The sequence below is a fragment of the Streptomyces sp. NPDC024698 genome, assembly GCF_055559015.1.
Genome location: NZ_JBVHLK010000024.1, coordinates 21,131 through 39,907, shown reverse-complemented (window position 1 = coordinate 39,907; position 18,777 = coordinate 21,131). Strand labels below are relative to the sequence as shown.

Annotated in this window: 17 protein-coding genes; 12 read left to right on the top strand and 5 right to left on the bottom strand. The window is 72.5% G+C overall.

All coding sequences use genetic code 11. The features are described 5' to 3' along the window. The first annotated feature begins 30 nt into the window (after nucleotides 1-30). The 6 genes from rhaS to sigJ all read left to right on the top strand — a co-directional run bounded on the left by rhaS (nucleotide 31) and on the right by sigJ (nucleotide 6,039). Nucleotides 31-1,116 (top strand): rhamnose ABC transporter substrate-binding protein, encoded by a 1,086-nt coding sequence (rhaS, locus tag ACZ4AA_RS33205; RefSeq protein ID WP_467610997.1) that lies wholly within the window; start codon nucleotides 31-33, stop codon nucleotides 1,114-1,116. Nucleotides 1,117-1,181: 65 nt separating this feature from the next. Further along, nucleotides 1,182-1,502: an L-rhamnose mutarotase gene (locus tag ACZ4AA_RS33200; protein ID WP_467610995.1), complete on the top strand. Its 321-nt coding sequence runs from the start codon at nucleotides 1,182-1,184 to the stop codon at nucleotides 1,500-1,502. A 182-nt stretch (nucleotides 1,503-1,684) separates the two neighbouring features. Beyond that, on the top strand, nucleotides 1,685-2,710 hold the full coding sequence (locus tag ACZ4AA_RS33195; protein ID WP_467610993.1) for a LacI family DNA-binding transcriptional regulator: 1,026 nt from the start codon (nucleotides 1,685-1,687) through the stop codon (nucleotides 2,708-2,710). A 135-nt stretch (nucleotides 2,711-2,845) separates the two neighbouring features. Continuing rightward, complete coding sequence (locus tag ACZ4AA_RS33190; protein WP_467610991.1) at nucleotides 2,846-4,147, top strand: alpha/beta fold hydrolase; 1,302 nt, start codon at nucleotides 2,846-2,848, stop codon at nucleotides 4,145-4,147. Nucleotides 4,148-4,249: 102 nt separating this feature from the next. Further along, on the top strand, nucleotides 4,250-5,083 hold the full coding sequence (locus ACZ4AA_RS33185; RefSeq protein WP_467610989.1) for an enoyl-CoA hydratase/isomerase family protein: 834 nt from the start codon (nucleotides 4,250-4,252) through the stop codon (nucleotides 5,081-5,083). A 50-nt stretch (nucleotides 5,084-5,133) separates the two neighbouring features. Continuing rightward, nucleotides 5,134-6,039, top strand: a complete 906-nt coding sequence (gene sigJ / locus ACZ4AA_RS33180) for an RNA polymerase sigma factor SigJ (protein WP_467610987.1) — start codon at nucleotides 5,134-5,136, stop codon at nucleotides 6,037-6,039. Nucleotides 6,040-6,042: 3 nt separating this feature from the next. Here sigJ and ACZ4AA_RS33175 read toward each other — a convergent pair whose 3' ends face one another. Next, nucleotides 6,043-7,047 carry an SDR family oxidoreductase gene (locus tag ACZ4AA_RS33175; protein WP_467610985.1) on the bottom strand — a complete coding sequence of 335 codons (1,005 nt, stop codon included), beginning with the start codon at nucleotides 7,045-7,047 and terminating at the stop codon, nucleotides 6,043-6,045. A 124-nt stretch (nucleotides 7,048-7,171) separates the two neighbouring features. Between ACZ4AA_RS33175 and ACZ4AA_RS33170 the strand changes: the two genes are divergently transcribed. Beyond that, nucleotides 7,172-8,017, top strand: a complete 846-nt coding sequence (locus ACZ4AA_RS33170) for a pentapeptide repeat-containing protein (RefSeq protein WP_467610983.1) — start codon at nucleotides 7,172-7,174, stop codon at nucleotides 8,015-8,017. A gap of 46 nt (nucleotides 8,018-8,063) precedes the next feature. Here the strand turns inward: ACZ4AA_RS33170 and ACZ4AA_RS33165 are convergent, their stop codons facing one another. After that, nucleotides 8,064-9,563 carry a cytochrome P450 gene (locus ACZ4AA_RS33165; protein ID WP_467610981.1) on the bottom strand — a complete coding sequence of 500 codons (1,500 nt, stop codon included), beginning with the start codon at nucleotides 9,561-9,563 and terminating at the stop codon, nucleotides 8,064-8,066. Between the two features lie 108 nt (nucleotides 9,564-9,671). Between ACZ4AA_RS33165 and ACZ4AA_RS33160 the strand changes: the two genes are divergently transcribed. The 3 genes from ACZ4AA_RS33160 (at nucleotide 9,672) to ACZ4AA_RS33150 (ending at nucleotide 12,624) form a co-directional block, all read left to right on the top strand. Continuing rightward, nucleotides 9,672-10,280, top strand: coding sequence for a TetR/AcrR family transcriptional regulator (locus ACZ4AA_RS33160; RefSeq protein WP_467610979.1), 609 nt, complete (start codon nucleotides 9,672-9,674; stop codon nucleotides 10,278-10,280). An 80-nt stretch (nucleotides 10,281-10,360) separates the two neighbouring features. After that, nucleotides 10,361-11,065: a DUF2470 domain-containing protein gene (locus tag ACZ4AA_RS33155; protein WP_467610977.1), complete on the top strand. Its 705-nt coding sequence runs from the start codon at nucleotides 10,361-10,363 to the stop codon at nucleotides 11,063-11,065. A 317-nt stretch (nucleotides 11,066-11,382) separates the two neighbouring features. Beyond that, nucleotides 11,383-12,624 carry an RNA-guided endonuclease InsQ/TnpB family protein gene (locus ACZ4AA_RS33150; RefSeq protein WP_467610975.1) on the top strand — a complete coding sequence of 414 codons (1,242 nt, stop codon included), beginning with the start codon at nucleotides 11,383-11,385 and terminating at the stop codon, nucleotides 12,622-12,624. 13 nt (nucleotides 12,625-12,637) lie between these two features. Here ACZ4AA_RS33150 and ACZ4AA_RS33145 read toward each other — a convergent pair whose 3' ends face one another. Beyond that, complete coding sequence (locus tag ACZ4AA_RS33145; RefSeq protein WP_467610973.1) at nucleotides 12,638-13,882, bottom strand: lactonase family protein; 1,245 nt, start codon at nucleotides 13,880-13,882, stop codon at nucleotides 12,638-12,640. A gap of 145 nt (nucleotides 13,883-14,027) precedes the next feature. Further along, nucleotides 14,028-15,257 carry an FUSC family protein gene (locus ACZ4AA_RS33140; RefSeq protein WP_467610971.1) on the bottom strand — a complete coding sequence of 410 codons (1,230 nt, stop codon included), beginning with the start codon at nucleotides 15,255-15,257 and terminating at the stop codon, nucleotides 14,028-14,030. A gap of 119 nt (nucleotides 15,258-15,376) precedes the next feature. On the opposite strand from ACZ4AA_RS33140, the gene ACZ4AA_RS33135 reads away from it, so the two are divergent. Both ACZ4AA_RS33135 and ACZ4AA_RS33130 read left to right on the top strand, forming a co-directional pair. After that, complete coding sequence (locus ACZ4AA_RS33135; protein ID WP_467610969.1) at nucleotides 15,377-15,982, top strand: TIGR03086 family metal-binding protein; 606 nt, start codon at nucleotides 15,377-15,379, stop codon at nucleotides 15,980-15,982. Between the two features lie 327 nt (nucleotides 15,983-16,309). Then, the gene (locus tag ACZ4AA_RS33130) at nucleotides 16,310-17,320 is read left to right on the top strand and encodes a phosphotransferase family protein (protein WP_467610967.1); all 1,011 of its coding nucleotides are present in this window, start codon (nucleotides 16,310-16,312) and stop codon (nucleotides 17,318-17,320) included. Between the two features lie 61 nt (nucleotides 17,321-17,381). Here ACZ4AA_RS33130 and ACZ4AA_RS33125 read toward each other — a convergent pair whose 3' ends face one another. Beyond that, nucleotides 17,382-18,740 carry a GH1 family beta-glucosidase gene (locus ACZ4AA_RS33125; protein WP_467610965.1) on the bottom strand — a complete coding sequence of 453 codons (1,359 nt, stop codon included), beginning with the start codon at nucleotides 18,738-18,740 and terminating at the stop codon, nucleotides 17,382-17,384. Nucleotides 18,741-18,777 lie beyond the last annotated feature (37 nt).

Sequence of the window (18,777 nt, the reverse complement as noted above, 5' to 3'; positions counted from 1 at the left end):
CCGCTCACCGTCGTAAAGGAACCCTCAGCCATGCGCACATCATCGATCCGCCGCACCTGCGCGGCGCTCGCAGCCGCCACCTCCCTCGCCCTGGCCGTCACCGCCTGCGGCGGCACCACCAAGAACGACGTCAAGGACTCGGGCGGCGCCTCCGCCGCCTCGGGCGCCACGGCGGACCCGAACGCGGCCACGAAGAAGGGCCTCACGGTCGGCTTCCTGCCCAAGGCGGTCAACAACCCGTACTTCACCTCCTCGGACAAGGGCGGCGAGAAGGCGCTGACCGAACTGGGCTCGAAGTACAAGGAGGTCGGCACCAACAGCGCCACCGACACCAGCGGCCAGGTGAGTTACGTCAACACGCTCACCCAGCAGCAGGTCGACGCGATGGCCGTCTCCGCCCAGGACCCCGGCGCCCTGTGCACCGCGCTCAAGCAGGCCATGACGAACAAGATCAAGGTCGTCACCTACGACTCCGACACCAAGACCGACTGCCGCAACGCCTTCGTCTCGCAGGCGAGCGCCGAGGACCTCGGCCGCACCGAGGTGCAACTCCTCGCGCAGCAGATCGACTTCAAGGGCGAGATCGCGATCCTGTCCGCCGCGCAGACCGCGACGAACCAGAACACCTGGATCGACTACATGAAGGACGAGCTGAAGGACCCCAAGTACAAGGACGTGAAGCTGGTCAAGGTCGCCTACGGCAACGACGAGGCCCAGCAGTCCTTCCAGCAGACACAGGGTCTGCTCCAGGAGCACCCGAACCTGAAGGGGATCATCTCCCCGACCACGGTCGGCATCAAGGCCGCCGCCCAGTACCTGTCGGGCTCCAAGTACAAGGGCAAGGTCAAGCTGACCGGCCTCGGCACCCCCAACGACATGCGCAAGTACGTCAAGAACGGCACGGTCGAGGCCTTCGAGCTGTGGGACCCGGCCAAGCTCGGCGAGCTGGCCGCGCGCACGGCCGTCGCGCTCGCCTCGGGGCAGATCATCGGCAAGGAGGGCGAGACCTTCAAGGCCGGCGACATGGGCTCGTTCACGATCGGCAAGGACAGCGTGATCAGCCTCGGCAAGCCGACCGTCTTCGACGCGAAGAACATCGACCGGTTCGACTTCTGACGGTGTGCCGGGCCGGTGCGGCCACCGTCGCGCCGGCCCGGCTCCCAGGCCCCGGAGGGTCATCGATGCAACGCGTGTGCTTTGTGCTGAAGGTCCGTGCGGACCGCCTCGACGCGTACCGCGAGCGGCACGCCGCCGTGTGGCCCGAGATGCTCGACGCGCTCTCGGCCGGCGGCTGGCACAACTACTCGCTCTTCCTGCGCGAGGACGGCCTGCTGGTCGGCTATCTGGAGACCGAGGACTTCACGGCCGCCCGTGCCGCCATGGAGGCAACCGACGTCAACGCCCGCTGGCAGAAGGAGATGGCGCCGTTCTTCACCGCGCTGGACGGCGCCGGACCCGACGAGGCGATGAAACCCCTCACCGAGGTGTTCCATCTCGCCTGACCCGCTCCATCCACCGCCCGCGCGTGCCCCGCACGCCCCGACCTGCCACAGGCGGCCCTACGGCGTACCCGTACGGCCGGTCACCGATCCCCGGCTGCCCGCATGGCCGCCGGATCCGGCCCCCTCGCGGGTAATCTGAGGGCCGGCCAGCCGCTTCTCGTTCTTCTGGAGGTTCCCGCCCGATGGCCCAGTCGGTGGGTATCAAGGACGTCGCCCGTGCCGCCGGAGTCTCGGTCGGCACGGTCTCGAACGTGATCAACCGCCCGGAGTCGGTGGCCTCCGAGACCCGGGCACGCGTCCAGTCCGCCATCGACCGGCTCGGCTATGTGCGCAGCGAGTCGGCCCGCCAGCTGCGGGCCGGGCGCAGCCGGATCATGGGCCTGCTCGTGCTCGACATGGGCAACCCGTTCTTCGTGGACGTCGCGCGCGGCGCCGAGCGTGCCGCGCGGGAGACCGGACTCGGGGTGATGGTCTGCAACAGCGCGCAGTCCCCGAGCGAGGAGGCCGACTATCTGTCGCTCTTCGCCGAGCAGCGGGTGCGCGGGGTGCTGCTGACACCGTCGGACGCGAGCGGGCGCAACATCGAGGCGTTCCGCCGCAACGGCATCCCCTTCGTGCTGGTCGACCGGGTCGCCGAGGGCACCACCGAGTGCTCGGTCTCGGTCGACGACGTGGCGGGCGGCGCGCTGGCCGTGCGGCACCTCGTGGACGCCGGACACCGTTCCATCGCGTACGTCAGCGGACCGCCCGGGCTCAGCCAGGTGAGGGACCGCCGTACGGGCGCGCTGAACGCCCTGCGCGAGGCCGGCCTCGGCCCGGAGCAGCTGCGCGAGCTGCCCACCGAGCGCCTGGACGTGGCCGCGGGACGCGACGCCGGAGCCCGGCTCCTGGGCCTGGCCGAACGGCCCACCGCCGTCTTCTGCGCCAACGACCTGCTCGCGCTCGGCGTCCTCCAGGCCATGTACGCGGCCGGGGTCGGCGTGCCCGACGACCTCGCGATCGTCGGCTACGACGACATCGAGTTCGCCGCGGCGGCGGTCGTCCCGCTCACCTCCGTACGCCAGCCGGCGGTGACCATGGGGGCCCTCGCGGCCGAGCTGCTCCTGGAGGAGATCGACGCGGAGACCACGTCCGCGCCGCACGAACACCGGCGGGTCGTGCTCCAGCCGGAGCTGGTGGTGCGCCACTCCAGCCTGGCGGCGCGCTGACCAGCGGTTCAGTTCCCGGTCACCGGGCTGCTGAGTCACTGTTCAGTTCATTTTCCCGATCCCCGGGCCGCGGAGCCCGGGCGAGATGTGCTCAACTGGGACGCAGTCTGGAATCCGTACGTCTCGGGAGACCTGTTGACCGTCAGCTACCGCCAGCCCGGTGTCGTCCTCACCGACCACCGCTTCACCGTGCCTCTCGACCACGACCGGCCCGCGGGCGAGAGCATCGACCTGTTCGCCCGCGAGGTCGTCGCGAGCGACAAGGTGCACCAGAACCTGCCCTGGATGGTCTACCTCCAGGGTGGCCCCGGCTTCGGGGCGAATCGTTTCGTCGGCCGTCAGGCCTGGCTCGACCGGGCCCTGAACGACTTCCGCGTCCTGCTGCTCGACCAGCGCGGCACCGGCCGTTCCACCCCCGCCAACCGGCAGACGCTCCCGCTGCGCGGCGGCCCCCGCGAGCAGGCCGACTACCTCGCCCACTTCCGCGCCGACTCCATCGTCCGGGACTGCGAGGCCATCCGGCCCGGGCTGACCGGCGGAGCGCCCTGGACGGTGCTCGGCCAGAGCTTCGGCGGCTTCTGCACCGTGCGCTACCTCTCCAGCGCCCCCGAGGGGCTGAGCGCCGCCGTCGTCACCGGCGGACTGCCCTCCCTCGACGGGCACGCGGACGACGTCTACCGCGCCGCCTACCCGCGCATCGAGCGCAAGGTCGCCGCGCACTACGCCCGCTACCCGCAGGACGTCGAGCGCGCCCGCCGGATCGCGGAGTACCTGCTCCAGCACGAGCCGGTCCTCAGCGGCGGCTACCGCCTGACCGCCGAGGCCTTCCAGTCGCTCGGCATCCTGCTCGGCGGCAGCGACGGCAGCCACCGCCTGCACTTCCTGCTGGAGGACGCCTTCGTCCGCACCCCGCAGGGCCCCGCCCTCTCTGACGCCTTCCAGGAGGAGGTCCAGGCGCTGCTGTCGTACGCGGGCCACCCGCTGTACGCGCTGGTCCACGAGGCCATCTACGCCCAGGGCGGCCGCCCCACCGCGTGGTCCGCCGAGCGGGTGCGCGCCGAGTTCCCCCAGTTCGACGCGGCCAAGACCCTCGCCGACGACGGGCCCCTGCTCTTCACCGGCGAGTCCGTGCACCCCTGGACGTTCGAGACCGACCCGGCGCTGCGTCCGCTGCGCGACACCGCCGAGGAACTGGCCGCCCGCACCGACTGGGCACCGCTGTACGACCCGGCCCGCCTCGCCGCGAACGAGGTGCCCGTCGCGGCGGCGGTCTACCACGACGACATGTACGTCGACGCCGACCACTCGCTGGCCACCGCCCGCGCCATCCGGGGCCTGCGCACCTGGGTGACCGACGAGTTCGAGCACGACGGGGTACGGGCCGGCGGCCCGCGCGTACTGGACCGGCTGCTGGCGCTGACCCGCGACGACGTCTGAGCCACCGGCCGCCCCCCGAGTCGTCACCTGCCCGGCCCTCCCGGTCATCACCCGTCCTCCTCTAGGATTCTGACGGCCTGTCAAATTCCTGAGGGGGCACGGATGATCGACACCACCCGCACGGACGTCCCCGAGGGCGAGGAGCGGCTCCGCCTCGACAGGCAGGACGGCATCGCCGTCCTCACCCTGTGCCGGCCGGCCAAACTCAACGCGTGGAGCTGGGAGTCCACGCGCCAACTCGGTCTGTTCGCCGACCGGATACGCTTCGACCCGTCGGTCCGGGCGGTGCTGCTGCGGGCCGAGGGGCGCGCCTTCTGCGCGGGGATCGACGTGAGCGCCCCGGGCGGCGCGATCACCGGCCGCTCGGGCGCCGAGCGGGCCCGCGCCTACTACGAGGGCATCCGCTGGGCCCACGAGCGGTTCGCGGCCTTCGCGCGACTGCCCCAGCCCGTCGTCGCGGCCGTCCAGGGCTACTGCCTCGGCTTCGGCTTCGAACTGGCACTGATGGCGGACATCAGGATCGCCGCCCGCGACGCCGTGTTCGCCCTGCCCGAAGCCCAGTTGGGACTCGCCGTCGACGCCGGCGGGGACCTGCGGATCGCCCGCGAGGCCGGCGCCGGGTGGGCGAAGTACCTGGCGCTGACCGGGAGACGACTGGACGCGCCGACGGCCGAACGCCTGCACCTCGTCCAACTCCTCACGGAGGAGGCCGAGCTGGACGCGACGGCCCGGACCGTCGCCGCCGAGATCGCCGCCAACGCGCCGCTCGCCGTCCAGGGCGTCAAGCACGGCATCGACGCCTACGCCGAGGCCCCCGTGACCGCGGCACTCGACCGGACCGCCCTGTCCGCCGCGCTCACCCTCACCTCCGACGACGCGGCGGAGGGATACGCGGCCAAGGGAGTTCGCCGCGCGCCCCGCTTCGAGGGAAAGTGACCCCCGTGTTCTGATCGGTCCCTGCCGCGTACGACGAGACAGGGGGAGCGATGTCCGACAGTGAACTGCTCGCGAAGGAGTTCGAGGAGCACCGGGGCCGGCTGCGAGCGGTGGCCTACCGGATGCTCGGATCGCTGAGCGAGGCGGACGACGCCGTCCAGGAGACCTGGCTCAAGCTCGGCCGCACCGACTCCGACGAGATCAGGAACCTGGGCGGCTGGCTGACCACCGTGACCGGCCGGGTGTGCCTGGACCTGCTGCGCTCGCGCGCCGCGCGCCGCGAGGACCCGCTGGAACCCTCCGGCACCTTCGTCCCCGACCCCGTGGTCAGCCCCCTGGACCGGATCGACCCCGAACAGGAGGTGCTGCTGGCCGACTCGGTCGGGCTCGCCCTCCTCGTCGTCCTGGAGACCCTGGAACCCGCCGAGCGGCTCGCGTTCGTGCTGCACGACATGTTCGCGGTGCCCTTCGACGACATCGCGCCCGTCGTGGGCCGCAACGCGGCTGCCACCCGTCAGCTCGCCAGCCGGGCGCGCCGCCGGGTCAAGGAAGCCGCGCCCGAGCCCGAACGGGACGCCGTGCGCCAGCGGGAGGTGCTCGGCGCCTTCCTCGCGGCCTCGCGCGACGGGGACTTCGAGGCACTCGTCACCGTCCTCGATCCCGAGGTCGTCCTGCGCGCGGACGCGGGCGCGCTGGTCGGCGGCGTGACCGTGTCCAAGCTGGTGCGCGGAGCCGAGGCGGTGGCCCGGCAGGCGCTCGCCTTCCGCCGGTTCGCGGCGAGTTCGCGGCTCGTCCGGGTCAACGGGGAGGCGGGGGTCGTCGCGATCGTGGACGGCCGGCCGCAGTCCGTCATGGGTGTCTCCGTCGTGGACGGCAGGATCGTCGCGCTGTACATCCTGGCCGACCCCGAGCGGCTCGCCGGGCTCGATCTCGCGGGGGAGCGGCCGGGGGAATGACGGTCAGCCGGTGAAGGGACCACGCCCCAGCTGGTCCCGCACCGGCACGACCGGCGGGGTCACCAGGTCCCTGCGCTGCCAGTTGGCGCCGTCCACCACCAGGGTGTGTCCGGTGATGAAACGGGCGTAGGGGGAGGCCAGGAAGGTGGCGGCCCAGCCGAGTTCACGGGGTGCGCCGACGCGCAGGGCGGGCTGCCGCCGGTCGAGCGCGGCGCGCCCCGGGTCACCCTCGCCACCGCCCTCGCCCCTGCCACCGTCGCCCTCCCCTCCCGCGTCGTCCGCCGCCCGCGCGTTCCCGCGGTTCCCCGTGCTCCCGCCGTCCGTGGCAACGGGCGCCGCCGAGGCCCGGGCCAGATTGCCGCGGATGTCGTCCGTCATGTCCTCGTGCGGCATCAGCCCCGGCACCAGGCCGTTGACCTGGATGCCGTACGGCCCCCACTCGACGGCCAGGGTCCGCACCAGGCTCTCCACGCCCGCCTTGGCCGCGGCGCTGTGCGCGAAACCGGGGCCACCCGTCCAGGCGTAGGACGCGCCGACGTCGATGACCGACCCCGGTGTGCCAGCCGCCAGATGACGGCGGCCGAACTCACGGGTCATCAGAAACGTTCCTGTGAGCGTGATGTCGACGACCGCCTGCCAGGCGTTGGGGGACATGTCCTCCGTGGCGACGGGGAAGTTGGCCGCCGCGTTGTTGACCAGGACGTCGGGCAGCGCGCATCCGTCGAACACCTCGGAGACGCGCTTCGGGTCCCGGATGTCACAGACGGCGGAGCCGACCCGGGTGCCCAGCTTCGCCAACTCCGCCCGAGCGCGCGAGAGATGCCGCTCGCGGCGACTGACGATCAGAAGGTCGGCGCCGAGACGGGCGAACTCCGCCGCGATCGCCTTCCCCAGTCCCGTGCCGCCACCGGTGACGAGCACGAGCGAGCCGTCGTACGTGCCGGCCGGCAGGGCGCTCGCGCCCAGCGGGGGAGGGGCGGGGAGACCGGGGAACGCGGTGTCGTCCATGGCGGAGTCGATACCCGGTGTGACGCCGAACATCCGGAGCGCGAGCGCCCGGTCACCGCGCGAGGGGACTGGCGGGGAAGTCGGCGCAGCTCAGGGCACCCGCGGGATCGGTAGGCTGGAGGACATGCCAGAAGAAGTCAGCGCATCCCCGGAGCCTCGTGACGAACTGCGCGCCGACTGCGGCCGGTGCTTCGGGCTGTGCTGCGTCGCCCTGCCCTTCGCCCGCTCGGCCGACTTCGCGATCGACAAGGGCGCGGGCGCACCCTGCCCGAACCTGCGGAGCGACTCCCGGTGCGGCATCCACACCCGGCTGCGGCAGAAGGGGTTCACCGGCTGCACGGTCTACGACTGCTTCGGCGCCGGGCAGCACGTCTCCCAGGTGACCTTCCACGGAGTGGACTGGCGCTCGGGGTCCGAGGAGGACGCCCGGCTGATGTTCGACGTGTTCCCCGTCGTACGCCATCTCCACGAGATGCTCCGGTACCTGACCGAGGCACTCGCGCTCCGGGCCGCGCGGCCCGCGCACGCGGACGTCCGGCGTCTGCTCTCCACGACCGAGCGCCTCACCCGGGGGACGGCGCGGGAGCTGGCCGTGCTGGATGTCGGCGCGCACCGGCAAGAGACCGGCGAACTGCTGCTGCGGGTCAGCGAACTCGTCCGGGCGGGGACCGTCGCCGGCCGGGGGAAGGACCGGCGCGGCGCCGATCTGATGGGTGCGCGTCTCAAGGGCGCCGATCTGCGCGGCGCGAGTCTGCGCGGGGCGCTGCTCATCGCGGCCGATCTCTCCGGGGCCGATCTGCGCGGGGCCGATCTGCTCGGCGCCGACCTCCGGGACACCGACCTCACCGACGCCGATCTGACCGGGGCCCTCTTCCTCACCCAGCCGCAGCTCGACGCGGCCCGAGGCGGCGCCGGCACCCTGCTCCCGGACTCGGTCGGCCGCCCCGGCCACTGGACCGCCCAGGCCTGAGCGGGCCTCAAGGGACCCCGTGTTCCGGCGACCCGGGGGCGGAGTCTCACTCGATCGCGCGGGCCAGGGCCGCCTGAGGCCCCGTCGGCACGGGCGGGCGCCGTTCGAGGTGCAGGCGCAGCCCCTCCGGCATCAGCGTCAGCCGCTCGGCCACCCGCAGCCGGTAACCGGGATCGGGCCGCAGGTCGTAGCGGCGCAGCAGCAGACCGAGGACCAGGGTCGCCTCGTGCAGCGCGAACTGGCGGCCGATGCAGGCGCGCGCCCCGGTGCCGAACGGCTTGAAGGTGTGCGCGGGGCGGGCCCGTACGGCCTTCGCGTCGAAGCGGTCCGGGTCGAACTCCTCCGCGTCGGCGCCCCACACCCGCGGGTCGCGGTGAAGCATCGCGGTCAGGACCAGCGCCCACGCTCCCCGGCGCATCGGATGGACACCGCCGAGCAGGGTGTCGTGGCGGGCCTCGCGCGCGAACGCCGGTGCCGTCGGCCACAGCCGCAGCGACTCGTCCAGGACCCGGCGTACGTAGCGGAGTCTGGCGACCTGCTCGTAGCCGGGCCGGTCCGTGCCGCCCCAGACCCGCTCGACCTCGGCCCGCGCGCGGGTGGCGGCCTCCGGGTGGCGGGCGAGGTAGTGCAGGGCGAAGGACAGGGCGCCCGAGGTGGTCTCGTGGCCGGCGATCAGGAAGGTGATGACCTGGCGGCGGATGTTCTCCGGGGTCAGCCGCTCCCCGGTGCCGGGGCGGGCCGTCTCCAGCATCCGGTCGAGCAGGTCGCCCCCGCCCCCGCCGCCCCCGCTCCCGCCGCCGCTGCGGCGGGAGGCCACCACGGCGTCGACCGTGCGGTTGAGGTACGCCATGTCCGCCGCGTTGCGCCGGGAGGCGCCCCGCAGCAGGAGCGGCGCCAGCGGCACCGGGACGACGTTCAGGCGCTGCGCGTGGGTCAGCGTGCCCACCATCGCGTTCACGAAGGGGTGCGGCCGGGAGCGTTCGAAGGAGGCGAAGTCATGGCCGAAACCGGTCCTGGCGATGGTCTCCAGGGTCAGCTTCGTCATGTCGCCCGGCACGTCCACCGCGCGGCCCGCGGCCTGTTCCCGGTCCCAGTGGTCCGTCAGCCGTTCGGTCACGGCCAGCATCATCGGGTGGTAGCCCTCCATGGCCTCGCGGCTGAACCCGGGGGCGAGGACGTCGTGCGCCAACTGCCAGTTGGGCTCGTGGTTGTAGGCGGTGAACAGTCCGTCCCCGGCGACCGGGCGGAGGTTGGCGACCCCCAGGCCCACGTGCTTGGCGAAGCGTGATTCGTCGGCCAGTTCGGCGGCGAGTTCCGCGCCCCAGACGAAGACGATCTCGTTGCGGAAGGCCCGGCGCCGGAAGATCGGTCCGAGCCGGCGCCCGAACTTCATGGAGTCCTGGAGCGGCGAGCGGATGCTTGCGCCGAGGACATCACCGACCAGAGGGACACGGCGCGGGGGGTGCGGGATGCGGTGCAGCTCGGGCCAGCCCAGTTCCGCACTGCGGAACCCCTTGGGCCGGGGCCCCTCCTTCGAGTCCGCCATGACGCCATCTCCCTTGTGAGCCGGGCAGGTTGAGCCTGTTGTACGCGAGTTCAATAGCGGCTTTCAGTCTGATCCCGTCGCTGAACTCGCGTCAAGTAAAGTGCGGGCATGACGGGGAGGCAGGGGGAGCGCGCACGCCGCCGGCTCAGTACCGCCGAGCGCCGGGAGCAGCTGCTGTCGGTCGGCGCCCGCCTGTTCTCGGAGAGTCCGTACGACGACGTCTGGATCGAGCAGGTCGCCGAGATCGCCGGAGTCTCACGCGGTCTGCTGTACCACTACTTCCCGACCAAGCGGGACTTCTTCGCCGCCGTGGTCGAGCGGGAGAGCGGGCGGATGCTGCGGATGACCGCGGCGGTGCCCGGTGTCCCGGTGCGCGAGCAACTGGGCGCGGGCCTGGACGTCTTCCTCGGGTACGTGCAGGAGCACGCGCACGGGTTCCGCGCCTTCCACCGTGCCGACGCGGCCGGGGACCAGGCCGTGCGCAGGGTCTATCAGCAGGCGCTGGCCGCGCAGGAGCGGCAGATCCTGGAGGCCCTGGCGGCGGATCCCGAGCTCGGCCGGTCCGCCGAGGACCGGCCCGAACTCCGTGTGGCCGTCCGCGGCTGGCTGGCCTTCACCACGGCCGTGTGCCTGGAGTGGCTCCGGGGCGCGGAGCTGACCCGTGACCAGGTGCGGGACCTGTGCGCGCGGGCGCTGCTCGGCGCGATCACTTCCTGACACCTCCTTTGGGCGGGGAGTGGTTGGCGTACGGCCCGATCTCCGATAGGTTAGGCAAGCCTTACCTAAGGAGGAAGTCGATGGGTGACCGTCACACCTGGACGGCCGCGCCCGCCGCGGCGCAGCACGCCCGCTCGGTGCTCGCCGCGGCCTGGTCCTGCGCCGTGAGCGCGGAGGGCGGCCGGGAGGAGTTCGTCGGCTCGCACTCCGTCACCGAGGACGGCCGGGTGCTCCTGCGGGTGCCGGAGGACAGCGCGCTGCTCGCCGCGGCCATCTGCTCACCGCGCGGAGAACCGTCCGCCGTCCTGGAGTTCGCCGATGTCGCGCCCGTTCCCGTGCGGAACCGGATCCGGGCCCGGCTCTGGCTCGCCGGCTGGTTCGTGCCCGAGGACGGGCAGCTGGCGTTCCGCACCACCCGCGCGGTGCTGCGCCGGCCCGGCGGGACCGTGGTGGTCGACCTGGACGAACTGGCCGACGCCCGGCCCGATCCGCTCGCCCTCGCCGAGGCCCACCTCCTGACCCATCTCGCCGACGCCCACCCGGACGCCGTCGAACGGCTCACGCGCCTCGTCGAACCGGACAGCCTGCACGGCGCGGTGCGCGTCCAGCCCCTCGCCGTCGACCGCCACGGACTCACCCTGCGCATCGAGCGGGCCCGCGGCAACGGCGACGTACGCCTGCCGTTCCGCTTGCCCGCCGACGACATCTCCCAGCTCACGGAGCGCATGCACGTCCTGCTCACCCAGGCGGGCCTTGCTTCCTGCCACCGCCCCTACCTCTCGTAGAGGAGAGTGCCCCGGCCTTCAGGCCGGGGGTGATTCGCCCCATGGCGGAGGGTCGGTCTGTCTGGTCGCTTCTGCTGCGCGATGCAGTTTTGAACACGTGTGACGGCACTCCACCGCCTGAGCCGGCGAAGCATGGGGGCGACCAGCAACAGCCGTGCATGATGGCGCGGTTCACCCGCCCGTGTACTCGGCGCGCAGACGTCGGGGGCTGATTCCCTTGAGGGAGTTCACCGGGGTTGTAGAGGACTGTTCGACCGCGGCAGATGTTGCGGTCCGGTTCCCACCGCGGTGACTCAGACCCTCGGTAGGGTGCGGTCATGCAGCTCCGGTACAACTTTCGCATCAGTCCGACGCCGGGTCAGCGCAGCGCGCTGGCCCGGGCGTTCGGCTGTGTGCGGGTGGTGTACAACGACGCTCTGCGCATCCGCGAGGATGCCCGCAAGGGCGGACTGCCGTTCGTGACCTCGGCCGAACTGTCCAAGCGGCTCACCGCGTCGAAGAGGACCGAGCCCCGGGCCTGGCTCGGCGAGGTGTCGTCGGTGGTCCTCCAGCAGTCCCTTCGGGACCTGGATACCGCGTACAAGAATTTCTTCGACGGCCTCAACGGCAAGCGCCCTCGGGTGGGCGCACCCCGCTTCAAGTCCAGGCGCGACAACCGGCAGACGATCCGCTTCACCGCGAACGCCAGCTGGAAGATCACACCTGGTGGCCGTCTGCGCGGGACCAAGATCGGCGATATTCCGGTCACATGGTCCCGGGCTCTGCCCTCCACGCCGTCCACGGTGACCGTGGCCAAGGACGCGGCGGGCCGGTACTTCGCGAGCTTTGTAGTGGAGACCGACCCGGCCGCCGACCTGGAGCGCATGCCGACGACCGCCGACGAGGTGGGCATCGACCTCGGTCTCACCCACTTCGCGGTCCTCTCCGACGGCCGGAAAGTGAGCGCGCCCAAGTTCTTCCGTCGTGCCGAGCGCAAGTTGAGGAAGGCGCAGCAGAACCTCGCCCGCAAAACGAAGGGCTCGAACAACCGCAAGAAAGCCGTCGTCAAGGTCGCCCGCGCTCACGCGCACGCGGCGAACGCGCGCAGGGACTTCCACCACAAGCTGTCCACGACGATCGTCCGCGAGAACCAAGCGGTGTACGTCGAGGACCTCGCGGTGAAGGGTCTCGCCCGCACGCGGCTGGCCAAGTCGGTGCACGACGCCGGATGGTCGGCGTTCGTGAGCATGCTGGAGTACAAGACGGCACGGTACGGGCGGGTCTTAGCCCGCGTGGACCGGTTCTTCCCGTCCTCCCGGCTCTGCTCGGCCTGCGGCTTCAAGGACGGCCCCAAGCCCCTGAACGTCCGCGAGTGGACGTGCCAGGGCTGCGGGACCGACCGCGACGTGAACGCCGCGATCAATATCAAGACCGAAGGGCGCAAGGTCGCCGCCGGGCAGGCGGAGACCGTAAACGGCCGTGGAGCGCAGGTAAGCCCGAGATCCGTCCCGGCACCGCGCGATGAAGCAGCAACCCACCGAGACGGTCAGTCGACCGTAGGAGGAATCCTGGCCCTTTAGGGCCGGGAGGATGTCAAAGCGGCAGCGCACAGACCGCGAGGGGTGAGGCGAACGGGTCGCCCGTGCGACGGAGTTCACCGCTGTCCCGGTCGACCTCGAAGACCGTGACCGTGCTCGACCGCTGGTTCGCCGCGAACAGCAGCTGTTCGTCGGGCGAGAACGCGATGTGGCGGGGGAAGTCGCCGCCGGCCGGGACCGTGTCCAGGAGCCGCAGCCGGGCGCCGTCCGCCTCGATCGCGTACCGCGTCAGGCTGTTGTGGCCCCGGTTGGCGAGAAACGCGAACGAGCCGTCCGACGTCACCAGGATCTCGGCCGGATAGTTCGTACCGCCTCCCGTGCCCGTGGACTGCGGCTCGCCCACGGTGAGGCGCCCGGTCGCCGGGTCGTAGCCGCAGACCGTCACCGAGTCGTCCACCTCGTTGGCCAGGTACGCGTACCGGCCGCCGGGGTGGAACGTGAGGTGACGCGGGCCCGCGCCCGGCCTCGTCCGCGCACGGGAGACCTCGGTGAGCGTCCCCCGGGTCTCGTCCAGACGGTAGGTGTACACCGTGTCGGTCCCCAGGTCGACGGCGAGCAGATGCCCGCCGTCCGGAGCCGTGACGAACTGGTGGGCGTGCGGGCCCTGTTGGCCCGGACCCGGAGCGGGGGAGGTGTGCGTCACCAGATCGGTGCGCTCGCCGGGCGCGCCGGACGCGTCGAGGGGGTGCACCGCGACGCTCCCCGAGCCGTAGTTCGCGCTCAGCAGCCAGCGGCCGCCCGGATGCACGGACAGATGGCAGGGACCCGACCCCCCGGTGGACCGGCTGCCGAGCACCTCGTTCCCCGGGAGCCGGACGGCGGTCACGGCGCCCGGGGCCTGCTCGTCGACCGCGTACAGCGTCCGGCCGTCCGGGTGCACCGCGAGGAACGACGGATTGTCCACGCCCGTCACCACGCCACCGCCGGTGATCGCGCCGGTCGCCGTGTCGTACGTGGCGACACCGATCCCTCCGCCGGAGCCGTCGCCCGAGGTGTACGTGCCCAGGAACAGCGGACGCGGAGCGGAGCGCGGAGCCGGGGACGAAGGCGCCGACGCGGACGCCGAGGGGCCGGCCGGGGGCGCCTTCGGGAGCGGGGCCGCGACGGCGGGTCCGCCCGGCCGGGGCGCGGCCGGTGCCGGGACCGTCGCGATCGCGGCGGCCCCCGCCAGCGCGCCGACGAAGCGGCGTCTGCTCAGGCCGCCGCCCGTGCCGCGCGTCGGCCGTGCACCACTGCTCATGCCTGCACCTCGGAGTGTCGGTTGCCTCGGGTGTGACGGCCACCTTGGCGTGCGGCACCCCGGAAGGGCAAGAACGGCACTGCGCGTTGCGCCTCACGCAACGCCGGGAACCGCCGGCCCGTCACGGGGAGCGACGGGAGGCGGCTCAGCGGTTCCGGTTCCGGCGGGGCCGGCGCAGCCGGTTGCGCAGCCGGGTGAGGCGCGGCCGGCGCTCCCGCTGCTCACGGGCACAGCGGTCCAGCTCCTCGAACAGCCTGCGCGTACGGTGCTCGGTGTCGAGCTCGTCGATGATGCGGGTGGTCTCCGCCAGGACGGATCCGTGCAGCTCCCACTGGCTCGGGTCGCGCTGGACGTCCTCCAGGAACAGCTGGGCCAGTTTGTCGCGGGTGGCGGCCGCGGTGGTGAGCTCCGCGCTGAGCCGCTCCTCGGCGGACACCGCGTCGCGGGTGACGTCCGTGGTCACCAGCACCGCGAAGCTGACGATCGCGTCGGCGACCTCGGACAGCAGCTCCTGGAGGACCGCCCCGGACCGGGGTTCGAACAGAGGGCTGGGTTCCCGTTCCTTGGCCAGGTCGGTGAGGCTGCGCGCGAGAACCCGCAGGACCACCGTGCAGATCTCCAGCGTGTCCAGGCCGGTCCGCAGCACGACCCGGTGCATCAGCCCCTCGCGCACCCGCGGGTTGAGCTTCAGGCTGTCCTCGGCCTGCCGCAGGGCCGCGTCCACCCCGGCGATGTCGTTGTCGAGCCGGCGGGCCTCGTGCAGCCGCTCGGCCGCCACATGGACCGGCGTGTGCGTGACGGCGCCCTCGCCGACCCGCAGCATCAGCTGCCGCATCCGGCGGGCCAGGTCCTCGATCTGCTCGCCGGCCATGTCGACCCACACAGGCGGCGCGAGCACGAGGTTGCAGACGAGGCCCACGACCGCGCCGATCAGTGTCTCCAGCACCCGGGCCCACGCGGTGCTGCCCACCCGGGTGACACCGAGGACCAGCATGGCGCTGATCGCCACCTCGGGCACGAACTCGCTGACCCGGACCAGATGCCCCACCGCCAGCGAGGCGAGGATGATCAGACCCAGACTCCACCAGGTCAGGCCCACCAGACTGCTGAAGCCGATGGCGATGACGACGCCCACCACCACCGAGTTCACCCGCCGGATCGCGGTGGTGATCGTCGAGTACAGGGTGACCTGCACGACCAGCAGCGCGGTCAGGGGCGCGGTCAGCGGCGCCGGCTCGGGACTGAGATGGATGGCCACCACGTACGCGATCGTCGCGGCGGCCGTCGAGCGAAGTGTCTGGACGACCACCGGCTCCCGGCGCCGCTCCACGATCCTCGCGACGGATGCCGTCCACTCACCACGTGCCTCGTGCATCCTTGTGGCCTTCCCGTTTAACACGGGTACCGAACGTGCCGATTGCGGACTCTTCCTGTCCGCAAGGGGTCCTAGATTGAAGGCATCGACAGGGTCTTACCGCATCAGGAGGCACCGGAATGAGCGCGACGAGCAACACCGAGGGCATCGGACTTCTCACGCTGTCCCACGACCGGCTCCGCGCGGTGGTCGCGGGTGTGCCGCAGGACGCCTGGACGGCGCGGACGCCGTGCGGCGAGTGGACGGTGGCCCAGGTGCTCAACCATGCCCGGCTCGACCAGCAGGCGTACGGCGCGGCGGTGACCGGCACCGGGTGGCCCGAGTCGGACGCCTTCCACCCGGACGGCGCCCCGGGGGCCGACGCGACGGCGGAGCTGGACAAGGTCCTCGCCCAGGTCGCCGACATCTACGCGGGGCTGCCCGCGGACGCGGAGGAGGTGGCCACGCCGCTCGGACCCCTGCCGCTGCGCGTCGCGGCCGCCGCGGCCGCGATGGACGCGGCCGTGCACGCCTGGGACATCGCCGTGGCGACCGGCCAGGCGTCCCCCCTCGACGACGACCTGGCCGACGGCATCCGGCTCGCCGCGGACCGGCTAGCCGACCACCTGCGCGACTCCTTCGGCGTGTTCGCCGCCGCCCGCGAGGTCCCGCAGGGCGCCGGCCGGGCTGAGGCGCTGCTCGCCTTCCTGGGCCGCGACCCGCACTGGACGCCCGCCGGGGCCTGACACCCCCGGCACGGGAAGCGAGGCCGGCGAGCGCCGGTGCCGGAGCGACGGAGGGCGCGGCCGGGGGAGCGACGGACGGGCCCCGGTGCCGGAGCGGCGGACGGGCCCCGGCGTGGGAGCGGCGGATGGCGAGTTCCGGGTGCCGGAGCGGCCGCCCGTGGTTCGGTCGCGCAGCTTCGCCAGGAAGCCGACGACCAAATCTAGGGGTCCTGGGTTTTAGTAGAAGGTGCCGAGCTCCAGGGTGGGGAGTCAGCGGATTTCCTGGGGCCCGCGGATGCCGTCGCGCGAGGGCTGCGGACGCGTGGGGTCACCTGGCACAGTGGCCTCATGGACGAGGGGGACGCGAAAGCCGGAGCGGACGGGTGGGAGCGGGCCGGGCGGGCCCTTCGCGAGGCCGGGCTGCCGCCCGCGAGTCTGGTCGGCCGCCGGATCCTGACCGGGGGCACGTACAACGCCGTCGAGGAACTGACGCTCGCCGACGGCCGCCGCTACGTACTGAAGGTCCCGCCTCCCCCCACCGTCCCCGCCCTGGCGTACGAGCGGCAACTCCTGCTCTCCGAGGCGGAGTTCTACCGCCGGGCCGCCACCGTCGGCATACCGGCGCCCTCGCCGGTGGGAGACCGCCGCGACGGCCACCTGCTGATGACACACTGCCCGGGCGAACCCTGGGCGGACCTCCCCGAGAGTGAACGTGGGCCCCTCCGGCGGGAGTTGGGGCAGTTCGTGGCCCGGCTGCACCGGGTGACGGGACCGGGTTTCGGCTACCCCTCCGGCGCGCTCGGCCCGCTCGCCCCCGACTGGCGCACCGCCTTCACCGGGATGTACGAGGCGCTCCTGGACGACGCCCGCCGCTACCGCGCCTGGCTGCCACGCCCCGTGGACGAGGTGGCCCGGATCGCGCGGGGCGCCTTCGGCGCCCTGGAGGAGGTCACCGTCCCCCGGCTCGTCCACTTCGACCTGTGGAGGGGGAACATCCTGGTCGAGCGCGCGGAGTCAGGACCGCGCATCGGCGGTCTGATCGACGGCGAGCGCATGTTCTGGGGAGACCCGCTCGCCGACTTCGTCTCGCTGGCCCTGCTCGGGGACATCCGCCGGGACGCCGACTTCCTGACGGGCTACCGAGAGGGCGGCGGGGTGGCCGAGTTCGACGGCGTGACCCGGCTGCGCCTGGCCCTGTACCGCAGTTACCTCTACCTGATCATGCTCGTCGAGACCGTCCCCCGCGCGTCCGGCGGCGAACGGATCGCCTGGGTGCGCGAGGTGGTCGCCCCGCAGCTGACGGCCGCCCTCGACGAGATCGGCCGGGGTGCGAACACCCCGGCCGACAAAGGTTTCTGACGTTGCGACAGAGTGGACGGTGCCCGTCGCGGTACCGGGTCCCGGGTGCCCCGGCGCGGTCTCAGGCCGCCTTGCTCGCGCCCTCGCGGTGCCCCCGGAGGATCTCCGCGTACCGGTGACCGCTGCTCTTGATCGTCCGTACCTGCGTCTTGTAGTCGACGTGCACGAGACCGAACCGCTTGTCGTAGCCGTACGCCCACTCGAAGTTGTCGAGCAGCGACCAGGCGAAGTAACCGGCCAGCGGAGCGCCCTTGCGGGCCGCCGAGGCGCAGGCCGCCAGGTGCTGTTCGAGATAGGCGACCCGCTCGGGGTCGTGGACGCTGCCGTCGGGGCGTACGACGTCCGGGTAGGCGGAGCCGTTCTCCGTGACGTACAGCTTCCGGGCGCCGTACTCGTCCGTGAGGCGCAGCAGCAGCCGCTCGATCCCCGCGGCCTCGACCTCCCAGTCCATGCCGGTGACCGGGACGTCCGGCCGGCGGACCGACCGGGCGTGGGGGGCCGGGCCGCTCGGGTCGTCGACGACGCTGGACGGGAAGTAGTAGTTCAGCCCCAGCCAGTCCAGCGGCTGGGCCATCGTCTCCAGGTCGCCCGCGACCGCGGGGAGTTCGACCCCGTAGACCTCGACCATGTCGGCCGGGAAGCCGCGGCCGTGCACCGGGTCGAGCCACCAGCGATTGGTGTGCCCGTCCAGCCGCTTCGCCGCCGCGATGTCCTCCGGGCGGTCGGTCGCGGCCTCGATGCTGCCCAGGTTGTTGACGATGCCGATCCGCGCGCCGGGCACGGCCGCCCGGATCGCCTGCGTGGCGAGTCCGTGGCCGAGCAGAAGGTGGTACGAGGCCCGGACGGCGGCCGTGAGGTCGGTCAGGCCGGGGGCCATCCGGCCCTCCAGGTGGCCGATCCAGGCCGAGCACAGCGGCTCGTTGAGGGTGGTCCAGTGCTGGACGCGGTCGCCGAGCCGCTCCGCCACGGCCGACGCGTAGGCGGCGAGGTGGTGCGCGGTGTCGCGGGCGGGCCAGCCGCCGCGGTCCTGGAGCGCCTGCGGCAGGTCCCAGTGGTAGAGGGTGACCGAGGGCGTGATGCCCGCCTCCAGCAGACCGTCGATCAGCGCGTCGTAGTGGTCGAGCCCCTTGGCGTTGACCGGGCCGTCGCCGTCCGGCATCACCCGGGGCCAGGCGACGGACAGCCGGTAGGCGTTGGTGCCGAGCCGGCGCATGAGCTCGATGTCCTCGCGCCAGCGGTGGTAGTGATCGCAGGCGACGTCCCCGTCGTCACCGTTGTCGATCTTGCCGGGAGTGTGCGAGTAGGTGTCCCAGATGGAGGGGGAGCGGCCGTCCTCGGCGACGGCGCCCTCGATCTGGTAGGCCGACGTGGCCGTGCCCCACAGGAAGTCCTCGGGGAGGGCGGCAAGGTCGATGGTCACTGAAGTCCCTTCGTCATCAATGGGGTCGGGGTTCTCG